We start from the raw sequence: 20,228 nt of genomic DNA on the forward strand, positions 1-20,228 counted from the left end.
TAGGCCCAGCGGGTGATTGCCCTTCTCTCCCCCGCCAAGACCCTCGACTATGAACGGCCCCTGCCGCCGGTCGAGGCCACCGTGCCGCGTTTCGCCGAAGAGGCAAGCTCCCTCGCCGCATCGGCTTCCCATCTCAGCCAGAAGCGCCTGGCCGAGCTGATGCAAATCTCGAAGAAGCTCGCCAAGCTCAACGCCGACCGTTTCGCCGGATTCGACGCCCAGCCGGAGCGCCCCGCGCTCTATGCCTTTGCCGGCGACGTCTATCTCGGCTTCGAGGCGCGCACGCTCGACGAATCGGGCGTCGCCTTCGCGCAGGATCATGTGCGCATGCTGTCCGGCCTCTACGGCCTGCTTCGCCCGCTCGATGCGATGCGGCCCTATCGCCTGGAAATGGGCACGCGCTGGGCACCGCGCCGCAAGAGCCTCTATGCCTGGTGGGGCGATCGCATCGCCCAGGCCGTGCGCGACGATGTCGCGGCGGAGGGCTCGGGTGTGGTGCTCAACCTCGCCAGCCAGGAATATTTCCACGCCGTCGCCGACAAGCTCGCGGGTCTGCGCGTCATCCATGTCGATTTCCGCGAGCCCGGCCCCGATGGCCCGCGCTTCGTCAGTTTCCACGCGAAAAAGGCGCGCGGCATGATGGCGCGCTGGCTGTGCGAGCACCGCATCACCGACATCGACTCGATGAAGGACTTCGACAGCGCCGACTATCGCTTCGATGCCGCCGCGAGCGCGCCCGACAGCTGGCGCTTCGTCCGCGCATGAGCAGCGCCGTCGTGTTCGGCGCGTCGGGTGGCATCGGCGGCGCGCTCCGCGACGCGCTCGAGGAAGAAGGCGCCTTCACGACGGTCCACGCCTTTTCCCGCAGCGCCACCGGCACCGACCTGACCGACGAAGCGAGCATCGCCGCCGCGGCCGCCATCGTCGCCAAAGGCCCCGCCCCGACTCTCGTCATCGTCGCGACCGGCCTGTTGCACGAGAAGGGACAAGGCCCGGAAAAGGCCATGCAGGAGCTCGATCCGGCCTGGCTCGCCCGCACCTTCGCGGTGAACGCGATCGGCCCGGCGTTGGTCGCCAAGCATGTCCTGCCGCTGATGCCGCGCACCGGCCGCACCGTCTTCGCGGTCCTGTCGGCACGGATCGGCAGCATCGCCGACAACAGGCTCGGCGGCTGGTACGGCTATCGCGCGTCCAAGGCCGCGCTCAACATGATGGTCCGCACCCTCTCGATCGAAGAGAAACGCCGCAACGACCGCTCGATCGTCGTCGCGCTGCATCCGGGCACCGTCGACACCGATCTGTCGCGCCCGTTCCGCGGCAATGCCGCGCCCGGCACCCTGTTCGATCCGGCCCGGGCGGCGATGCAGTTGCTGGATGTGATCGACGGCCTGAAGGCACCCGACAGCGGAAAGCACCTGGCCTGGGATGGCGCGGAAATCGCGCCCTAGCGTCCCTCGCGTACGCGCGCACGCGTGACGCACGCGCGTGACAAAGGCGGCAGGCTGGGCTAGACCGTCATCGAACAGACATACACACCATTTCCGAAAGCCTTGAAACTTGACCGACGAGACACTCCTCGCCGACCCTTCCGATATTTCCCCGATCTCGATCGTCGACGAGATGCGCTCGAGCTATCTCGATTATGCGATGAGCGTGATCGTCAGCCGCGCGCTGCCGGACGTGCGCGACGGGCTGAAACCGGTGCATCGCCGCATCCTCTTCGCCAGCCAGGAGGGCGGCTTCGTCCCCGGCCGGCCGTACCGCAAATGCGCCAAGATCGTCGGCGACGTCATGGGCAATTACCATCCGCACGGCGACAGCTCGATCTACATGGCGCTCGCCCGCCTCGCCCAGGATTGGGCGATGCGCGTGATGCTGATGGACGGCCAGGGCAATTTCGGATCGATGGATCCGGATATGCCCGCGTCGATGCGCTACACCGAGGCGCGGCTGACCAAGGCGGCGATGGCCCTGCTCGAGGACATCGAGAAGGACACGGTCGATTTCGCGCCCAATTATGACGGGTCGCGCGAGGAGCCGACCGTGCTCCCGGCGCGCTTCCCCAACATCCTGGTCAACGGCGCCGGCGGTATCGCCGTCGGCATGGCGACCAACATCCCGCCGCACAATCTCGGCGAAGTCGTCGATGCCTGCCTCGCCTATATCGAGCGCTCGCTCGACGGCGGCGACGCGATCACGATCGACGAATTGATGGAGATCGTGCCCGGTCCGGATTTCCCGACCGGCGGCATCATCCTCGGCCGCGCCGGCTGCAAGAGCGCCTATCATGAGGGCCGCGGCTCGATCATGGTGCGCTCGCGCCACGTCGTCGAGGAAGGGCGCAACGACAAGCGCTCGATCGTGCTCACCGAGATCCCCTACCAGACCGGCAAGAACGCCCTGGTCGAGAAGATCGCCGAGGCCGCCAAGGACAAGCGGATCGAGGGCATTTCGGACATCCGCGACGAATCCAACCGTCACGGCGTGCGCATCGTCATCGACCTCAAGCGCGACGCGACGGCCGAGGTCGTGCTCAACCAGCTCTGGCGCCACACGCCTGCGCAATCGAGCTTCCCGGCCAACATGCTCGCCATCCGCGGCGGCCGGCCCGAAACGCTCAACCTGCGCGACATCATCGAGGCCTTCGTCAAGTTCCGCGAGGAGGTCATCACCCGCCGCTCGAAGTTCGAGCTGGCCAAGGCGCGCGAGCGCGCGCACATCTTGCTAGGCCTGGTCGTCGCGACGACCAATCTCGACGAGATGGTCAAGATCATCCGCGGCTCGTCCAGCCCGCCCGTCGCGCGCGCCGCGTTGATGGCGCGCGAATGGCCGATCGCCGAGATTCTGCCCTATATCAAGCTGGTCGAGGCAGTCGAAAAAGAGGTCGAGGGCGACACCTATCGCCTGTCCGACATCCAGGTCCGCGCGATCCTCGACCTGCGCCTGCACCGCCTCACCGCGCTCGGCCGCGACGAGATCGGCGAAGAACTGAAGACGCTCGCCGAATCGATCACCGAGCTGCTCGCGATCCTGGGCGATCGGGCGAAGCTCTACGGCTTGATGAAGGACGAACTCGCCGCCGTGCGCCTCGCCTTCGCCACCCCGCGCAAGACCGAGATCGCCGCCGCCGCCGACGGCATCGACGACGAGGACCTGATCGAGCGCGAGGACATGGTCGTCACCGTGACCATGCAGGGCTATATCAAGCGCACCACGCTCGACACCTTCCGTGCCCAGCGCCGCGGCGGCAAGGGCCGCGCCGGCATGGCGACCAAGGACGAGGATATCATCACCGAACTGTTCGTCACCTCGACGCACACCCCGGTGCTGTTCTTCTCCACGCTCGGCAAGGTGTATCGCATGAAGGTCTGGCGTCTGCCCGAGGGCGGCGCCGCCACCCGCGGCCGGCCGATGATCAACCTGCTGCCGCTGGCCGAGGGCGAGACGATCTCGACCGTGCTCGCGCTGCCCGAGGACGAGGCGGAATGGGGCAAGCTCCATGTCATGTTCGCGACTGCCCGGGGCACCGTCCGCCGCAACTCAATGGATGCGTTCACCAACGTACCCTCGAACGGCAAGATCGCGATGCGCTTCGACGACGAGAGCGACGACCGGCTGATCGGTGTGGCGCTGCTCAGTGAGCATGACGATGTGCTGCTGGCCACCCGCCAGGGCAAGGCGATCCGCTTCGCCGGCGACGACGTCCGCGAATTCCAGAGCCGCACCTCCACCGGCGTGCGCGGCGTGACCTTGAAGGGCGACGACGAAGTCATGTCGCTGTCGGTGCTGCACCGCGTCGGCACCAGCCAGGAGGAGCGCGAGGATTATCTCCGCTTCGCCCCCTGGAAGCCGGAGCGCCCCGATCGCGAGGATGTGCCGACCCTGTCGCAGGAGCGCCTGGAGGAACTGGCGCAGCGCGAGCAGTTCATCCTGACGGTCTGCTCCAACGGCTATGGCAAGCTGTCGAGCGCCTATGAATATCGCCGCACCAATCGCGGCGGCCAGGGCATCACGAACATCGACAACATCGCCCGCAACGGCCCCGTCGTGGCAAGCTTCCCCGCCTCCAAGGGCCATCAGCTGATGCTGGTGACCGATCAGGCCAAGCTGATCCGCATGTCGCTCGGCGACCTGCGCGTGATTGGCCGCGGCTCGGCTGGCGTGAAGCTGTTCGATGTCGGCAAGGACGAACATGTCGTCTCCGCCGCGCGCATCGAGGAAACCGAGGAAGAGGCCGAGGTCGATCTGTCCGACGGCCCGATCGCCGGCGCGCCGACGCCCGACGGCGACACAAGCGAGGATCTGGCCGACGGCGGCGAGGCCTGATGGGATGACGTCCGCCGCTTCGGGCGGCGGGCACCCTCGCAAGGCCGGCTGGATCATGCTATATTCCGCCTATGAAGGCTGAACGCGCGATATTCGAGCAGACGGATCCTGATGCCGAGACGGCAGCCGACGCGCGGGCAGACGCCGATATCAAGGCGGGGCGTACCGTCGATCACGCGGAGGTGGTCGCGTGGCTGGCCAAATGGGGCACGCCAGAAGAGACTCCCGCGCCGCCCGAATGGCTCGCATAGTCTGGACGCGGGAAGCGCTCGCCAATCTTGAGTTGATCCGCTCCTACATTCACCAATTCGATCCACAGGCAGCGCGACGCATGGCGCGTCGCCTGATCGTGGCGGGCGACAGTCTGCAGACCTATCCGCATCGCGGTCGCCCGGCGTCGGGAGGAAGGCGGGAACTGGTCACGATCCAGCCCTATGTCATTCGGTATCTGGTTGACGGCGACCGGGTCTTTATCGTGGGAATTCGCCACAGCGCGCAGCTTCAAGACGACCAGGAAGCTTGACCGTTGTATGCGCGGTCCCTCGGGTGACTCACAATCCGTTAGTTTTGGAGAGGGAATCGCATGACGTCGTTAACCGCCTACAAGGTCCTGACCGCCGATCAGATGGCCGTGCTCGAAACCGGCAGCTTCGCCGGCGCGCCGATCGACCTGGCCGATGGTTATATCCACCTCTCCACCGCCCGGCAGCTCGACGAGACGGTCGACAAACATTTCGCCGGTCAGGCCGATCTCCACATCGCCGCGGTCGATCTCGAGGCGCAGGGCGAGACGCTGAAATGGGAGCCATCACGCGGCGGCCAGCTGTTTCCGCACATCTATGGCCCGCTGCTGCTGGAAACGGTGATCGCCTATGGCCCGATGGAACGGGACGACCAGGGCAAGGTCAGGCTGCCCGTCGCCGGCTGAACGCGACGGTTGCGATGTTCCTTTCGGCATCATGGCGCTCGTGCACGAGATGAAGGACCATTCGGCACTTTCCCCGGTCGATCCGTTGCTGGTGAAGGCCTGGCTGACGGCGCGATCGCTGGCGCGCGGCCTGCCCCCGCCGGTCGAGGATCATGGCGGCTGGCGGGTCGACACCAACCTCCCGGCCGAAACACAGCGCTTCGTCTTTGCGCAGGCCGGCGAGCCGATGCGGGCGCTGGCGGAATCGATCGTCGCGCCCCTGATTTTCCTCAAGCTCTGCGGACCGGCCGCGGCAATGCGCCCGCTGCTGCCCGCGCGGTGGCATATCCAGGGCGGCGGCTATCTGATGACCTGCGAGAAGCAGCCGAATGCGCCGGCACGGCCCGGACCGGGATATCGCGTGGACGTGTCCTGCACCGGCGCCGTGACTGCCGTGCGGATCGTTACCGATGACGGCGCGCTGGCAGCGAGCGGCTTTGCCGCGGAGGCAGGCGGCCTGTTCGTCTATGACCGCATCGCGACTGAACCGGCGCACCGCCGTCGGGGGCTTGGCAGCGCGGTGATGACGACCCTGGGCGCGGCACGGCGCCAAACCGGGTCGAAACAGGTGCTGGTCGCCACCGAAGACGGCAGAGCACTTTATTCCGCGCTCGGTTGGGCCGTCCGCTCGCTCTATACGAGCGCGTTCATTCCGGCCCCCTGACGCCGCCGCCTATTCCGGCCGGTGGCAGACCGCCTCGACATTGATGCCGTCGGGGTCGAACACGAACGCACCGTAATAATTGGGGTGATAATGCGCTCGGATGCCCGGCGCGCCATTGTCCCGTCCGCCACTCGCCATCGCCGCTTCGTAGAAGGCGTCCACCTCGGCACGACTGTCAGCGGTGAAGGCGACATGCATACCCGCGCCCCGCGGCCCGCCGTTACCGACCCAGAAAGACGGCTTGCCCTGCTTGCCCAGCCCGAGCCCGTGATAGCCGCCGCTTTCCTCGGGCGTCACCTCCATCATCAGCCCGATCCCGAGCGGCGCGAGCGCTGCCTCGTAGAAGCGGCGGGAAGCGTCGAAGTCCGACGCGGCGATACCCATATGATCGATCATCGATTGTCCTTTCAGGGTTCAGGCGAACAAGTCCACGATTTCGGCGTCTCCGCCCACCGCGTCGAGCAGCAAGGTGCGGTGGCATACACAGGGATCACGCTCGAAACACAACAGGGCGCTCGGCTTCTCCGCGGCCAGATCCAGCATCTGCGCCGCCTGGGCCTGCGCTTCGGGCAGTTCGAGCTGCCCGGCATAGACTTCTTCCAGCGTCGCCCGGTCGCCCTTCTTCGCGGCATCCCGGCCCCGCTTCGGCGTGCCGAGTTGCTTGAGATGGACATAGCCGATCCCCGCTTCCAGCAGCGAGGCCGCGAGCGACGATTTGGAGAAACCCGGCCGCCGCGACAGCGGCAGCGCACGCACGTCGATCACCCGCTCCACCCCCGCCCCTTTCAGCGTAGCGAGGAAGTCGGCCATGGTCGTGCCTTCATAGCCGATGGTGAAGATCTTCATTCCGCTTCCTCGCTTCGAGGGTCCTGAGCACGCCGTACGCAATCAACGTCTGGCCGCCCAGATAGAGCGGCCAGATCGTCAGGACCGGCAGGATCGAGTCCTTCAACGGCCCGAGCTCAGCGAAGATCAGCAGGTCCGACGCAGCGAACATCAGGGCGCCGGCCGCGACCAGCGTCCGCGGGAAACGGCTGTACCAGGCAGCACCCGCCATCCCGCCCAGCCCGGTCGCATAGACCGTCGCGCCGGCATCCCGGGTAATGGCGAAGGCAGCGGCCGGTACCGCCACGGCAATCGCGATCGCCACCGCGCCGCCCTCCTTCCGACGGTTGGAGAGATAGAGCAGGATCGAGACGAGATGCCCCGCCAGAAAGGCCGCCCCGCCGACCACGATGCCGGAGGTTTCCAGCACCACATCGCCCAGCGTTCCCAGCGCCAGCAGCGCGGTGAGCAGCCAGCCATTGCGCTCGCGCGCGGCGAGACCGGCGCACAGCGTCAGCAGCCCGACACACACGCCCTTCCAGGCCACGAACAGCGCGCCGGACAGCCCCATATGGCTCGCCGCCCAGAAGGTCGCGCCCGCAAGGATCGCGGCCGGGAAGAGCCAGAAGTTCGGGAAGGGCGGTGTTCTGGTCTCGGTCATCGCAACGGTATCGCGCTCCGCGAGGGATCGCGCAATCCGTCCTCATCCGGGCAGATGGCAGACAGCCTCGACATTGATCCCGTCGGGATCGAACACGAACGCCGCATAATAATGCGGATGATAGCGCGCCCTGATGCCCGGCGCGCCATTGTCCCTGCCGCCCGCCGCGATCGCTGCCTCGTAAAATCCGTCGACCTGCGCTCGCGACGAAGCCCGGAACGCGACATGCGTGCCCTCGCCCGGCTGCTCGTTGTCGGCGAACACGAAAAAGGGCTCGCTGTCGCCCATCATCACCGCGGTACCGCCGGCCTCGTTCTCGTCGATCACCTCCAGCACGGTGATGCCGAGCGGCGCCAGCGCGGCTTCGTAAAAGGCGCGGGACTTTGCCAGGTCGGTCACCGCCAGGCCGATATGATCGAGCATGCTGCCTCCTCCTTCGATATCTTCCCACCGTGGGCCCAACGCACGAGCCCCATTGACGCAGCCCCCAATATCTAATATTTCTGTCTTTACAGAAAAGAGAAATACATGACCCTCACCGATTATCCCGACGTCAAGGCCTTCATCCTCCATTGGGGGGAGATGGGCACGCAATGGGGCGTCAACCGGTCGGTCGCGCAGATTCATGCCCTACTCTATCTGTCCGACAGGCCGATCGATGCCGAGGCGATCGTCGAGGCGCTCGGCCTCGCCCGGTCCAACGTCTCGACCGGCCTCAAGGAACTCCAGGGCTATGGCATCGTCCGCCGCGTCCATGTCGAGGGCGACCGGCGCGACCATTTCGTCGCGGAAACCGATCTGTGGGAAATGCTGATGCGCATCACCGCCGAGCGCAAGCGCCGCGAGATCGACCCCACGCTGGCCCTGCTCGCCGAGCTGTCCGAGCGCATGAAGAACGACAAGGCCGCGCCCGCTCATGTCCGCGAGCGGGTCACGCGGATGCATGAATTCATCTCGACCCTGGGCGGCTGGTACGACCAGGTCCGCACCCTGCCGAAACCGACCTTGGTCACCTTGATGAAACTCGGCAGCAAGGTCGCCCGCTTCATCCCTGGGGCGAAGGCCAAAGCGGATTAGGTCGATGGGCGGTCGGCACGTCACCCGCCCCGTCAGAAGAATTTTTCACGCGAAGCCGCGAAGACGCGGAGGAAATAGGCGAATGGCAGCGCGATTCAAATCTGCGAGACGTGCTCCTCGGCCCGAAGCCGGATTGCTCCCGCCCGACACGATTTCTCTTCGCGTCTCCGCGGCTTCGCGTGAATCAAATCGTCCACCAGCCCCGTTTGAAACCTCGCTTTCGATCACCTCCAACACCCGCCACTGAGGACTAAAAATCGTCGCAGAAGGGCAATTTCACGCCACTCTATTTCTCAAATTACAGAAAGAAAGGAAATAACCATGGTCGAGACCGTCTACATCCTATATCTCGCGATCACGCTGGCGATCACCATCTGGGTCGCGCGGACTCTGTCCGGCAACGGCGTCGTGTTCCTCATCCAGTGCTTCGGCCAGAACGAGACGCTGGCGCGTTCGACCAACCATCTGCTCGTGGTCGGCTTCTACCTCGTCAATATCGGCTTCATCACCCTCACCCTCAGCCTCGGCCAGGAACCGACCACCATCACCGGCGCAATGCGCTTCCTCAGCGGAAAGGTCGGCCTCGCGGTGATCGTGCTGGGCGCCATGCACTTCTTCAACATGGGCGCGATCGCGCAGTTCGGCCGCAAGGTGAATGGCTGGCTCGATGATCGCGACCACCGCCGGCCGACCGTCGCATGACCCGCGCGCAGGAGGCGCGGACGGTGGCATATGCCTCGATCAACACGTCGAGCATCACGCTAGCCTCGGTGGCTGCCGGACCGCTCTTCCTGCTGGGCATCGGCATCGGTCTATGGGCCGACGATCCCGGGACAGCGCGCTCGATCGATCTGACCGGGTCGATCATCCCGGCGACACCCCTGATCGCGCTGTTGACGGTATTTTTCGGCGCGATCGTCGCGGTGTTGCCCAATCTCCTCGGTGCCTGGCTCATGACCTGGCTGGGCAATCGCAACGACGCCGCTCGTCTGCCGGTGATGTGGGCATTGGCCGGGGCGCTTGCCTCCGCCTTTTTCGTCGTGGCCGCCGATTCCAGACCGGCCGGCGAACCGTCCACGACTCTCGTCGCCTTCACTTTCACCGGTGCCTGCTGCGCCTTGATCTGTCGCCGCCGGATCACCTGGTGACGGGGCTCCGCGACCGGGCGGGGCTATATCGCGCCGCCCGAACCCGGCTATCCTGCGACGAAAGCGGGAGGACGCCTTGGCCACACATGCGACAGACGACGCCTATCCGCCCATCGGCATGCTGCTGCGCGAATGGCGCGCGGCACGCCGCATGAGCCAGCTCGACCTCTCGCTCGAGGCCGGCATCTCGACCCGGCATCTGAGCTGCATCGAGACCGGCAAGGCCAGGGCGAGCCGCGAGACGATCTCGCGGCTCGCCGATACGCTCGCCATGCCGCTGCGCGAGCGCAACGTCCTGCTGCGGGCCGCAGGCTATGCGGCGATGCACCCCGAACGCGATCTCACCGCGCCCGCGCTCGACCGGGTCCGCCAGGCCGTCGAGCTGATCATCGCGCATCAGGAGCCTTATCCCGCCTTCGTGATCAGCCGGCACTGGGACGTGCTGATGACCAACGCGGCGGCCGTGCGCCTCAACACCCTGCTGACCGGCGGCCGCCAGAGCCCGCACGCCAATCTGCTCCACCAGCTGTTCGACCCCGCCGATTTCCGCTCGGTCATCGTCAACTGGCCCGAAGTGGCCGGGCGCTTCATCCGCCACCTGCACGACGACCTCGCCGCCAACCCGACCGATCGCCGGACCCGGCAGCTGCTCGACGAGGTTTTCCAGTACACCGGCGTGCCGCAGCGCTGGCGGCTGCGCGATCTCGGCGAGGAGCCCGCGCCGATCATCACCTTCACCTTCGCCAGCCCGCGCGGCGAGCTGCGCTTCTTCGAAACCTTCACGACCTTCGCTGCACCCCACGACGTAACGCTCGACGAAATCCGGATCGACTGCACCTTCCCCGCCGACGAGCACACTGCCCGGGTCTGTGCGGAGCTTGTCGAAGAGGAGAAGGCTGCGGCGGAATAGGTCCGAGACCATAAATGGAACGACCGCTATTGCCTTTTGGACGTTCGATGTGCCGTCAGTGGCACCCGAAACTTGTCGTTCGTTCAGCGCGTCCTGAATCTGGAATTCGTTCCATGACAAACCTGCCGTCATGCTGAACTCGTTTCAGCATCCAACGCTCCACAAGCGGCGGCATTGCTTGTTGCAAATTAGATGCTGAAACGAGTTCAGAATGACGGAATTAAAAATATTATCAAACGAACTTCATTCTAGAAACGATCTGCCGCGTATAAGGCTGTCCGCCATCCATTTGAAGTCAAATACATAAGGGCTTGATCCTCTCGCCAAACGCCCGAACCAGATTCGTTTTCATTCCTACTTGAGGTCACAATTGATTCAAACTGACAGACGAGCGCTTGCCTGACCTTGATGTTGACAGGCACAAGTTCCGCGACATTTGCTGCACGACAATGCTGCTTGCGGACCTGAACCGTATCGATGGTGATAATGGGACAGCCATCGTCAGGCCCGGGACCGGCGCAGCGATCGTCGAAGCGTTCAAGCGTTAAAGCGGTGCCCAACTCCAATGGTGAGGGTTGTATGGACTCCGTGAGCGCTTGAGGTGTCGCTGCCGCTAAAGTGACAAAAGCTATTGCGAGCGGTAACATCAGCCGTGTGGATCATATTTCCGCAAAGTCGGCAATGATAGCTTGATACGTTCTGCGGACTGTGCGGAGCGGCAGCGATAACTCCTTCGCCTCTCGAAAACCGACGGCTGCCTAACCAACAGTTCCTGCGTTCACGTTTGATGAGTTTACAACCCAAGCCCCCTCCCGGGACGGGGACCCCGCTGGCCCATCGCCGGACACGCTGCTATCTGCCCGCGCCATGACTCATGACATCCATATCATCGGCGGCGGCCTCGCCGGTTCCGAAGCCGCGTGGCAGCTTGCCGAGGCCGGCTTCAAGGTGAAGCTCTCCGAAATGCGCGGTTCGGGCGAGATGACGCCGGCCCACCACACCGACGGCCTGGCCGAGCTGGTCTGCTCGAACAGCTTCCGCTCCGACGACGCGGTCAGCAATGCGGTCGGCCTGCTTCACGCGGAGATGCGCGCGCTCGGCTCGCTGATCATGCGCGAAGGCGATATCCACAAGGTGCCCGCGGGCTCCGCGCTCGCCGTAGACCGCGACGGATTCTCGGCGGGCGTGACCGCTGCCATCACCACGCACCCCAACATCACCGTGGTGCGCGAACGGGTCGACGCCCTGCCCGATGACGGCCTCGCCATCATCGCAACCGGCCCCCTCACCGCTGCCGGCCTCGCCTCCAGCATCGGCGCCGCGACCGGCGCCGATGCGCTCGCCTTTTTCGATGCGATCGCGCCGATCGTCCATTTCGACTCGATCGACATGGAGACTGCCTGGTTCCAGTCGCGCTGGAACAAGGGCGAGGGCAAGGATTACATCAACTGCGCGATGGACAAGGACCAGTACGCTGCCTTCCACGCCGGGCTGATCGCGGGCGACAAGACCGACTTCAAGGAATGGGAGAAGGACACACCCTATTTCGAGGGCTGCATGCCGATCGAAGTGATGGCGGAACGTGGCTTCGACACCTTGCGCTTCGGGCCGATGAAGCCGGTCGGCCTCGACGATCCGCGCACCGGGCGCTGGCCCCATGCCGTGGTCCAGCTTCGCCAGGACAATGCCCAGGGCAGCTTGTGGAACATCGTCGGCTTCCAGACCAAGCTAAAGCATGCCGAGCAGGTGAGCCTGTTCCGCACCATCCCCGGGCTCGAGAATGCTGAGTTCGCGCGATTGGGCGGTCTTCACCGCAACACCTTCATCCGCTCGCCCGAGCTGCTCGATCCGACATTGCGCCTGAAGAACAAGCCCAATATCCGTTTCGCCGGCCAGATCACCGGCTGCGAGGGCTATATCGAGAGCGCCGCGATCGGCCTGCTCGCCGGCCGCTTCGCCGCGGCCGAGCTGGGCGGGCGGGCGCTCACCCCGCCGCCGGTCGAGACGGCATTCGGGGCACTGCTCCACCACATCACCGGGGCGGCGGTCGCCGAGACCTATCAGCCGATGAACGTCAATTTCGGCCTGATGCCGCCCATCCCCGGCCGCACGAAGAAAGCGGACCGCAAGAAGATGTATACCGATCGCGCGCGGGCGGCATTCGAGGGATGGATCGCGGCCTGATCGTCACCATCGATTCAATGGCCGATGGGATCGTGGCAGCACAAGCGCGTCGACGTCGCTTGCTTCATCGTCATGTCGGACTTGTTTATTGTGTCCCCGCGAAGGAGTGTCGGGTCGCCCCTGCCCCGCAGGGTGCAAGGATCGTCCGGGGGACGATCCGGCCCGACACTGACCCAGTCTGTGCTCCCGCCTTCGCGGGAGCACAAGGAGACTTTCAGCAATATCGCGTACCTGGCTGAAGGGGGACAATCACCGAACAAGGTCCGGAATAACGGCAGGATTCGACCTTTCAGGTCTCCTCGTCCTCGCGCGGCGCCTGAGCCGGCGGACAATTGGGCTGCCGTTTGACGGTGCGTTTCGGCGCGGTGGTGGCGAACTCGACCGGGGTCATCGCGCCCGATTTGTCCTTGTCGGCCTCCGCGAACTTGGTCGTCGTCTTCACCGCCCATTCGTCGAACGAGAGCTGTCCGTCGTGATTGGCATCGAGCTTCGCATAGGCCTTGCGGCGCTGCGCGAGATATTCCTCGCGCGTCACCTGCGCGTTGCGGTCCTTGTCGTAGCGGTCGAAGCGCTTCTGCTCGCGCGTGCGTTCGCTCGCCTCGGGCACGCCGGCGGGAAGCGGACCGTCCTGCGCGGCCGCCGCGACAGGCGCCGCGGCCAGCGGCGATGGCGGGCGGGCCTTGCCAGTCGACAGCATGATCCCTGCGGTTACCAGCAGCAGCGCCGACCCGGCGCCCGCGACATAACGCCACATCCCCACTCTCCTCCCGATCCGTGTTGGAAAGCTATCGTCTTCTAGCGGCCGGTCAATCGGTGGAGCAGCAAGCGCGCCACGCGCCGGGGAGCGCCCGTCGGTATCGGCTGATCGAACGGGATGTCGAGGTTGAGACGCGCGATGTGCGCCAGCGCACCAAGCGGCCTCGCCTGCCGGCTCCAATTCCGGCGAGTCGCCTGGGTCAGCGGCGCAGCGGCGCGCGCCAGGACATGATCGGCGGTGGGGCGATCGCTCAGATGCCGCGCGAGATCGGCCAGTGCCCACCCCTCGCCCGCCGCGACCAGCGGATCGGTCTCCGCCGCGTCGAGCAGCAGCCCGGCCATCTCGAACAGCTTGCCGCCGCGCCGCGCGGCGTGGCGGGCGATTGCGTCGTCGTCCAGCTCCGGCTCGAGCAGCTCCTCCCAGCCCTCGATCATCCACGCCAGCCGGGCGCCCGAGATGCCATTGGGTACGACATGCAGCGCCAATGCCTGCAGCACCGGCTCGGCCGGTGGCGGCGCGGTGTCGAGGCGGGTCAGCGCCTCATGCCACCAGGTCAGCCGCATCTGCCCGACCATCGGTTCGCGGGTCGTGCGCAGGATCTGGGCAAGGCTCGAATCGAGCGCGAACAACGCCTCCAGCGCGGGCAACGCGGCGCGCGGCGCATAAAGCAGCGCGAGCCGCAGTTCCGGGTCGCGCATCGGGCCGTCCGCACTCATGCCGCGCAAATACCGCGCAAAAAGCCGAAGATGCTGGCGATGACGCTCTGTTTCATGCGCCGGATGTACATCACTGGGATACCGCTGCAACGCCCCAGCCGCCCGGCGTTACGGGCCGTTTACGAAATCTGAACGTCGTTCCCGGAGAAGGGACTCAAGGAGGCCATGCGTGGCGATTTTGCGCAGTATCATTCGTGTACGGAGCCCGGGGCACCGATTCCGCACGAATCTGTGGAAAAACCAGGAGGGCATGGCCGTCCTGGAGTTCGCCATCGTCGGGCCGGCCTTTATCGCGCTGCTGCTCGCGGTCTTGTACACGATGCACATCTACCTCGCGCAACAGATGCTGGAAACGGCGGCCGAGAGCGCGGGACGCCTGCTGCTGACCGGCTCGGCTCAGACGGTGCAACTGGCTAACGGCCATGTCGGCATGTCGGCGAGCGACTTCAAGAATGCCATCTGCAACGGCGTGTCCGGCACCGGCTCCAATGGCCAGGCTATGACTATTCGCCCGCTCTTGCCCCCGACGCTCTCCTGCTCCCGGCTTACGGTCAACGTTACCACCGCAAATGCCTATAATATCGCCAGCACCGCTTCACCGACATTCACCTATAACAGCAATGGCGTGCTGACCTCGACCGGCACCGGCTACAATTACCAGTCGAACGGCCAGGGCAAGAACCGCATCGTCGTCCTGCAGCTGATCTATCTGTGGCCGACGGGAAAAGGGCCGCTCGGTCTGAACCTGATCGATGAGCCCAATGCCAATCACAAACTCGTGGCGACGTCGGTGTTCACGACGGAGGACTATTCATGCAGCGCGTCGCAGACTTCGTGCTGAAGCGCTTCGCCCGGGATTCGCGCGGCGCGGTGATCGTGGAATTCGCGTTCTGCGTGCCCGTGCTCCTGCTCATGTACACGGGCGGATGCTGTTTGTCGGACATGCTCTCCTGCAGTCGCAAGGTGACCGTCGCGACCCGGTCGCTGGTCGACCTCACCAGCCGGGCCATGTCCCCCGCGATCATCTACAACGACCCGCTGGGCGCCAGTGCGAGGTCCTATCTCAGCGCCAGCGCGGTCGTCCTGGCGCCCTACAAGCTCAATAACGCGACCGAGCAGATTTCGTTGATCAGGGTCTGCGACGCCACCCATGCCTATGTCGTCTGGACTCAGGCCCAGACGCAGAACGCTAATGGCAGCGTCGTCACGCCCACCACCTCGGGCCACATAGCGGGCACGCTGCCGACGAATGCGGCGCAGTCGGCCAACAACATCATCTCCATCCCGAGCGACATGATCACTTCCACGATGGTGCCGGCATCGCCCGACGGCTCGAACATATGTGGCAATCTTGCTCCCGGCACCAGCACGAAGACTCAGGTCGGCACGGCCGGGGGTTGGCTGTTCATGGGCAAGATTACCTACAATTTCACGCCGGTGGTCGGCTTTGTCGCCATCGAACCCACGGCACTGACTCACACCATCTATATGGTCCCTCGCCTTTACTAGGTGCTGACATGATGAAGAAACGCCTCTCCTTCAGGCCTTCGGCCCTATTGGCCGGACTTTTCGCTCGGCTGAAGGCCGATCGGAAAGGCGGGGTCATGATGATAACCGGCTTCGCGATCATCCCGGTGACCTTCGCGCTGGGTTTCGGCCTGGATTATTCTCGCGCCATGAGTCTGCAGACTCACCTGAACGCCGCCGCCGACGCTGCCGCGCTGGCGGCTGTCGGGCCCGCGATGATCCTCCAGCCGAACAGCACGTCGACCGACGCGGCAAGGCACATGTTCGACGCGCAAGCCGGGCTGCTGACCGGTTACGAGAATCTGGTGGTAACGCCCGTGGTGGTCGACGGCACCTCCGGGAGTAGCGGCGCGCTGGGCTACCTTCGAAAGGCTACCGTCAGCTACACGGCTGAGTCGATCAACGTGTTCGGTGGGATTCTTGGGGCCCACACGCTGACGATAAGGGGAACCTCAACGGCAAGCGCCGCTCAGCCGCCCAATGTCGATTTCTACCTGGCAATGGACAATTCACCCTCGATGCTGCTGCCCGCGACCTCCGATGGGATCAGCAAGATCATCGCGGCGACCAAAATATCCCAGAAGCCGGACGGCTGCGCCTTTGCATGTCATGCGCAAATGCCGAAAAGCGACAACATCTACATCAGGGATACGCAATCCCGCCATATATTGCTGTCGTTGGGCTATTATACCTCCGGCTCATCGACGCAGAATGTCTATTATCGGTGGAATTCGACGGCCAACCAGGTCTATGACAGCGCCGGCAATCTCATGACTTCCTCCTCGACATCGGTGTCGGGACCGACCAGGACGACGTCCGGAACCGGAACCACCAAGAAGAACATCGACACGACCGTGACCACCGTCGCGGTCACTACCTATACGGTCACCGACAGCACCACCGGTCCCGCGACCGTTTACAAGAAGGTGACGTCGACGCCGACCACGACAGTCGTGACCACCCCTGCCAGTGGCGGCACCTCGACCACCACCACGACCACGGGCAACGCCACCACGACCAATACCGTCTATGACACCGGCTACTGGGCCGACGGATATTGGCTGACCCACAATTACGGGCAGATCTACGGCACCCCTGCAAGCATCGTCCTGCGCAAGGACGAGGTCGTTTCGGCCGCGTCGCAGCTGATTCCCTTCGCTGCCAACCAGGCCTCGCAATATCATGTCACCTACCAGGCGCAGATGTTTTCCTTCGACTGGACGCGATCCGGCGGCTCTTCGCCCGTCAAGACGCTCAATACGCTGACCGATGTCGCGTCCTACGGCAGCGGCTTTTCGGCAGCCTCCCTGTTCCCGGTCGACGATTATTGGTGGAAGAATTCCCAGCCCACCAACGGCACCAGCAACGACGACCGGTCCACCGAAGTGACCAATATGCTCACCAAGATGAAAGACACGATCCCCAATGCCGGGACCGGCGCTCCCGGCGCCACGCCGCAAAAGGTGCTGTTCATCATCACTGACGGCATGCTGGACCAGCCGGATGGGGGCGGTCGCTATTTCGGGCCGATGCGGACGGCCGACCTGACTCAATGCACCGCCATCAAGGCCAAGGGCATCAAGATCGCCATCCTCTACACGCAATATCTGCCGGAATCACTCGCCGGCGACAGCTGGTCGCAGACGAACATCGCGCCGTTTCTGCCGGCTCCCCCTTCGCCCTATCCGGCAGGGAATGCGGGGACCTCCGATCGGGTCGTCACCGCGCTGCAGAGCTGCGCGTCGCCCGGCACCAACGGCTCGCCGCTGGTCCAGACGGTGACGGCAAACGAGAACATCACCACTGCCCTCCAGCAGCTGTTCTCCACGGTCCTCCAGTCAGCGCGACTGGTTCAGTAACAGGGAACGGTGGTCACCGAGTGACCGGGAGGCGAGGTACCGACCTCGCCTCCGTCATGGGTCAACCGCGATAGGTGACCTTCTTCACCGCCGCGACGATCTTGTCGGCGTTGATCAGCGCCAGCTTTTCGAGATTGGCGGCGTAGGGGAGCGGCACGTCCTCATTGGTCACGCGCAGCACCGGCGCGTCGAGGTCGTCAAAGCCCTCTTCCATCGCGATCGCGACGATCTCCGAGCTGATCGAGCAGGTCGCCCAGCCCTCTTCGACCACCACCATGCGGTTGGTCTTTTTGAGGCTCTTGAGCACCGCTTCCTTGTCGAGCGGACGCAAGGTGCGCAGGTCGATCACTTCGGCCTCGATGCCTTCAGCCGCGAGTGCCTCGGCCGCGTCGAGCGACAGCCCGACACCGATCGAATAGCTGACGATGGTGACGTCCTTGCCCTCGCGCATGACCCGCGCCTTGCCGATCGGCAGGACGTAATCGTCAAGCGCCGGCACCTCGAACGTGCGCCCGTAAAGCAGTTCGTTCTCGAGGAACACGACTGGATCCTCGCTGCGGATCGCTGCCTTGAGCAGCCCCTTGGCATCGGCCGCGTCATAGGGCGCGATCACGATCAGGCCCGGCACGCTGGCATACCAGGGACCATAATTCTGCGAATGCTGCGCACCCACGCGGCTCGCCGCGCCGTTGGGACCACGGAACACGATCGGGCAGCGCATCTGGCCGCCCGACATGTAATTGGTCTTCGCGGCCGAGTTGATGATGTGGTCGATCGCCTGCATCGCGAAGTTGAAGGTCATGAACTCGACGATCGGGCGAAGCCCGCCCATCGCGGCGCCCGTGCCGACCCCGGCAAAACCATATTCGGTGATCGGCGTGTCGATCACGCGCTTGTCGCCGAACTCGTCGAGCAGCCCCTGGGTGACCTTGTAGGCACCCTGATATTGCGCGACTTCCTCGCCCATCACGAAGACGCGGTCGTCCTTGCGCATCTCCTCGGCCATCGCATCGCGCAGCGCTTCGCGCAGCGTGATCTTCACCAGCTCGGTACCTGCGGGCACTTCGGGCTCGGGCGTGCTGGTCTTGATCTCGAGCGGCTCGGGCGTCGCCGCGCCGTCTTCCTCTCCGTCGGAAGCGGCAGGCGCGGCTGCGGGTGCCGCCGGTGCCGGGGCCTCGGCGGCCTTGGCCGGCGCGGGAGCAGCAGGCGCCGCCTCTTCACCCTCGACGTTCAGCGTCGCGATGACGGTGCCGACCTTCACGTTATCGGTACCCTCGGCGACGAGGATCTTGCCGATCGTGCCTTCGTCGACGGCTTCAAACTCCATCGTCGCCTTGTCGGTCTCGATCTCGGCCATGATGTCGCCGGACTTGACCATGTCGCCTTCCTTGACGAGCCATTTGGCGAGCGTGCCTTCCTCCATCGTCGGGGACAGCGCCGGCATCTTGATCTCGATCGCCATCAGTATTTCTCCACCAGCACGTCGGTGTAGAGCTCGGCTGGCTCCGGTTCAGGCGTCTGTTCGGCGAAATCGGCGGCTTCGTTCACGACCTTGCGGATCTCCTGATCGACCTTCTTGAACTCGTCTTCCTTCGCCCCGAGCTCCTCGAGCAGCTTCTTCACATGCTCGATCGGGTCGGACTTGTCGCGAACGGCCTGCACCTCCTCGCGGCTGCGATACTTTGCCGGGTCGGACATCGAATGCCCGCGATAGCGATAGGTCTTCATCTCGAGGATGATCGGGCCCTTGCCCGCGCGGACCCAGGCCAAAGCCTCTTCGGCCGCGCCGCGGCACGCCAGCACGTCCATGCCGTCGACCTGGATGCCGGGGATACGGAAGCTCTCACCGCGGCGATAGAGCTGGTCCTCGGACGAGGAGCGGTTGACGCTCGTGCCCATGGCGTACTGGTTGTTCTCGATGACGTAGATGACCGGCAGCTTCCACAGCTCGGCCATGTTGAAGCTCTCGTACACCTGGCCCTGATTCGAGGCGCCGTCGCCGAAATAGGCGAGGCACACGCCACCATCGCCCTTGTATTTATGGCTGAAGCCAAGCCCGGTGCCGAGCGAGACCTGCGCGCCGACGATGCCGTGGCCGCCATAGAATTTATGCTCGACGCTGAACATGTGCATCGAGCCGCCCTTGCCCTTCGAGATGCCGGCCTGGCGCCCCGTCAGCTCGGCCATCACGTCCTGCGGCGGGATCCCGCACAACAGCATATGACCATGGTCGCGATAACCGGTGATCACGCTGTCCTTGTCGGTCAGCGCCGATTGCAGGCCGACCGCGACGGCTTCCTGCCCGATATAGAGATGGCAGAAGCCGCCGATCAGGCCGAGGCCGTAGAGCTGCCCCGCCTTCTCCTCGAAGCGGCGGATGAGCAGCATCTGCTTGTAGAAATCGAGCAGTTCTTCCTTGGACGCCTTGTAGGGCTTGGGTTCGTCGGGACGCTCGCGATTGGGCGTCAGGGGCTCGGCTTTCCGAGCAGCAGGGGCTTTGGCCACGTGAGGGAAACCTCGTTTCCGTAGGGGAGGACGGCGAGCCTATAGGCCCGTTTCCTCTCGGACATCAATCGTCTGAGCACAACAGAAGTTTCACCTACCAAA

Annotated in this window: 23 protein-coding genes; 15 read left to right on the top strand and 8 right to left on the bottom strand. The window is 64.7% G+C overall.

All coding sequences use genetic code 11. The features are described 5' to 3' along the window. Positions 1-12: 12 nt before the first annotated feature. The 7 genes from yaaA to ACZ1I2_RS16010 all read left to right on the top strand — a co-directional run bounded on the left by yaaA (position 13) and on the right by ACZ1I2_RS16010 (position 5,957). A complete protein-coding gene (yaaA, locus tag ACZ1I2_RS15980) occupies positions 13-765 on the top strand; it encodes a peroxide stress protein YaaA (protein WP_465176593.1) in 753 nt (250 codons plus the stop codon). Beyond that, complete coding sequence (locus ACZ1I2_RS15985; RefSeq protein ID WP_465176592.1) at positions 762-1,448, top strand: SDR family NAD(P)-dependent oxidoreductase; 687 nt, start codon at positions 762-764, stop codon at positions 1,446-1,448. The genes yaaA and ACZ1I2_RS15985 overlap by 4 nt, the downstream gene beginning before the upstream one ends. Positions 1,449-1,557: 109 nt before the next feature. Continuing rightward, complete coding sequence (gyrA, locus tag ACZ1I2_RS15990) at positions 1,558-4,326, top strand: DNA gyrase subunit A (protein ID WP_465176591.1); 2,769 nt, start codon at positions 1,558-1,560, stop codon at positions 4,324-4,326. 71 nt (positions 4,327-4,397) lie between these two features. Further along, complete coding sequence (locus tag ACZ1I2_RS15995; protein ID WP_465176590.1) at positions 4,398-4,577, top strand: antitoxin; 180 nt, start codon at positions 4,398-4,400, stop codon at positions 4,575-4,577. After that, positions 4,565-4,849, top strand: coding sequence for a type II toxin-antitoxin system RelE/ParE family toxin (locus tag ACZ1I2_RS16000; protein ID WP_465181478.1), 285 nt, complete (start codon positions 4,565-4,567; stop codon positions 4,847-4,849). The genes ACZ1I2_RS15995 and ACZ1I2_RS16000 overlap by 13 nt, the downstream gene beginning before the upstream one ends. Positions 4,850-4,909: 60 nt before the next feature. Further along, positions 4,910-5,254: a DUF952 domain-containing protein gene (locus tag ACZ1I2_RS16005; RefSeq protein ID WP_465173162.1), complete on the top strand. Its 345-nt coding sequence runs from the start codon at positions 4,910-4,912 to the stop codon at positions 5,252-5,254. Between the two features lie 31 nt (positions 5,255-5,285). After that, complete coding sequence (locus ACZ1I2_RS16010) at positions 5,286-5,957, top strand: GNAT family N-acetyltransferase (RefSeq protein WP_465176588.1); 672 nt, start codon at positions 5,286-5,288, stop codon at positions 5,955-5,957. Between the two features lie 9 nt (positions 5,958-5,966). Here the strand turns inward: ACZ1I2_RS16010 and ACZ1I2_RS16015 are convergent, their stop codons facing one another. From ACZ1I2_RS16015 to ACZ1I2_RS16030, 4 genes are read right to left on the bottom strand one after another with little or no spacing between them, the layout of a single operon-like run. Further along, positions 5,967-6,353, bottom strand: a complete 387-nt coding sequence (locus tag ACZ1I2_RS16015; RefSeq protein WP_465173160.1) for a VOC family protein — start codon at positions 6,351-6,353, stop codon at positions 5,967-5,969. Between the two features lie 18 nt (positions 6,354-6,371). Continuing rightward, positions 6,372-6,803 (bottom strand): DUF488 domain-containing protein, encoded by a 432-nt coding sequence (locus ACZ1I2_RS16020; protein WP_465173159.1) that lies wholly within the window; start codon positions 6,801-6,803, stop codon positions 6,372-6,374. Beyond that, on the bottom strand, positions 6,778-7,443 hold the full coding sequence (locus ACZ1I2_RS16025; protein ID WP_465173158.1) for a lysoplasmalogenase family protein: 666 nt from the start codon (positions 7,441-7,443) through the stop codon (positions 6,778-6,780). Before ACZ1I2_RS16025 ends, ACZ1I2_RS16020 begins: the two co-directional genes overlap by 26 nt. A gap of 42 nt (positions 7,444-7,485) precedes the next feature. Beyond that, a complete protein-coding gene (locus ACZ1I2_RS16030; RefSeq protein WP_465176587.1) occupies positions 7,486-7,866 on the bottom strand; it encodes a VOC family protein in 381 nt (126 codons plus the stop codon). Positions 7,867-7,971: 105 nt separating this feature from the next. On the opposite strand from ACZ1I2_RS16030, the gene ACZ1I2_RS16035 reads away from it, so the two are divergent. From ACZ1I2_RS16035 to trmFO, 5 genes are all read left to right on the top strand, one after another. Continuing rightward, positions 7,972-8,520 (top strand): GbsR/MarR family transcriptional regulator, encoded by a 549-nt coding sequence (locus tag ACZ1I2_RS16035; protein ID WP_465173157.1) that lies wholly within the window; start codon positions 7,972-7,974, stop codon positions 8,518-8,520. A 321-nt stretch (positions 8,521-8,841) separates the two neighbouring features. After that, complete coding sequence (locus tag ACZ1I2_RS16040; protein ID WP_465176586.1) at positions 8,842-9,222, top strand: hypothetical protein; 381 nt, start codon at positions 8,842-8,844, stop codon at positions 9,220-9,222. Beyond that, a complete protein-coding gene (locus tag ACZ1I2_RS16045) occupies positions 9,219-9,668 on the top strand; it encodes a hypothetical protein (protein WP_465176585.1) in 450 nt (149 codons plus the stop codon). The genes ACZ1I2_RS16040 and ACZ1I2_RS16045 overlap by 4 nt, the downstream gene beginning before the upstream one ends. A 76-nt stretch (positions 9,669-9,744) precedes the next feature. Beyond that, positions 9,745-10,578 carry a helix-turn-helix domain-containing protein gene (locus ACZ1I2_RS16050; protein WP_465176584.1) on the top strand — a complete coding sequence of 278 codons (834 nt, stop codon included), beginning with the start codon at positions 9,745-9,747 and terminating at the stop codon, positions 10,576-10,578. Positions 10,579-11,445: 867 nt separating this feature from the next. Further along, positions 11,446-12,762 carry a methylenetetrahydrofolate--tRNA-(uracil(54)-C(5))-methyltransferase (FADH(2)-oxidizing) TrmFO gene (gene trmFO, locus ACZ1I2_RS16055; protein ID WP_465176583.1) on the top strand — a complete coding sequence of 439 codons (1,317 nt, stop codon included), beginning with the start codon at positions 11,446-11,448 and terminating at the stop codon, positions 12,760-12,762. 289 nt (positions 12,763-13,051) lie between these two features. Here trmFO and ACZ1I2_RS16060 read toward each other — a convergent pair whose 3' ends face one another. Next, on the bottom strand, positions 13,052-13,516 hold the full coding sequence (locus tag ACZ1I2_RS16060) for an EF-hand domain-containing protein (RefSeq protein WP_465173150.1): 465 nt from the start codon (positions 13,514-13,516) through the stop codon (positions 13,052-13,054). Between the two features lie 41 nt (positions 13,517-13,557). Then, complete coding sequence (locus tag ACZ1I2_RS16065; RefSeq protein ID WP_465176582.1) at positions 13,558-14,235, bottom strand: squalene/phytoene synthase family protein; 678 nt, start codon at positions 14,233-14,235, stop codon at positions 13,558-13,560. A 169-nt stretch (positions 14,236-14,404) separates the two neighbouring features. On the opposite strand from ACZ1I2_RS16065, the gene ACZ1I2_RS16070 reads away from it, so the two are divergent. From ACZ1I2_RS16070 to ACZ1I2_RS16080, 3 genes are all read left to right on the top strand, one after another. Then, positions 14,405-15,076 carry a TadE/TadG family type IV pilus assembly protein gene (locus tag ACZ1I2_RS16070; protein ID WP_465176581.1) on the top strand — a complete coding sequence of 224 codons (672 nt, stop codon included), beginning with the start codon at positions 14,405-14,407 and terminating at the stop codon, positions 15,074-15,076. Then, on the top strand, positions 15,049-15,744 hold the full coding sequence (locus ACZ1I2_RS16075; protein WP_465173147.1) for a TadE/TadG family type IV pilus assembly protein: 696 nt from the start codon (positions 15,049-15,051) through the stop codon (positions 15,742-15,744). The genes ACZ1I2_RS16070 and ACZ1I2_RS16075 overlap by 28 nt, the downstream gene beginning before the upstream one ends. Before the next feature lie 95 nt (positions 15,745-15,839). Continuing rightward, on the top strand, positions 15,840-17,621 hold the full coding sequence (locus ACZ1I2_RS16080; protein ID WP_465173146.1) for a pilus assembly protein TadG-related protein: 1,782 nt from the start codon (positions 15,840-15,842) through the stop codon (positions 17,619-17,621). Between the two features lie 61 nt (positions 17,622-17,682). On the opposite strand, the gene ACZ1I2_RS16085 is transcribed toward ACZ1I2_RS16080, so the two are convergent. Beyond that, a complete protein-coding gene (locus ACZ1I2_RS16085) occupies positions 17,683-19,083 on the bottom strand; it encodes a pyruvate dehydrogenase complex E1 component subunit beta (RefSeq protein ID WP_465173145.1) in 1,401 nt (466 codons plus the stop codon). Then, positions 19,083-20,126, bottom strand: coding sequence for a pyruvate dehydrogenase (acetyl-transferring) E1 component subunit alpha (pdhA, locus tag ACZ1I2_RS16090; RefSeq protein WP_465173144.1), 1,044 nt, complete (start codon positions 20,124-20,126; stop codon positions 19,083-19,085). Before pdhA ends, ACZ1I2_RS16085 begins: the two co-directional genes overlap by 1 nt. Positions 20,127-20,228 lie beyond the last annotated feature (102 nt).

This window comes from Sphingomonas sp. BL-S-29, assembly GCF_055521495.1.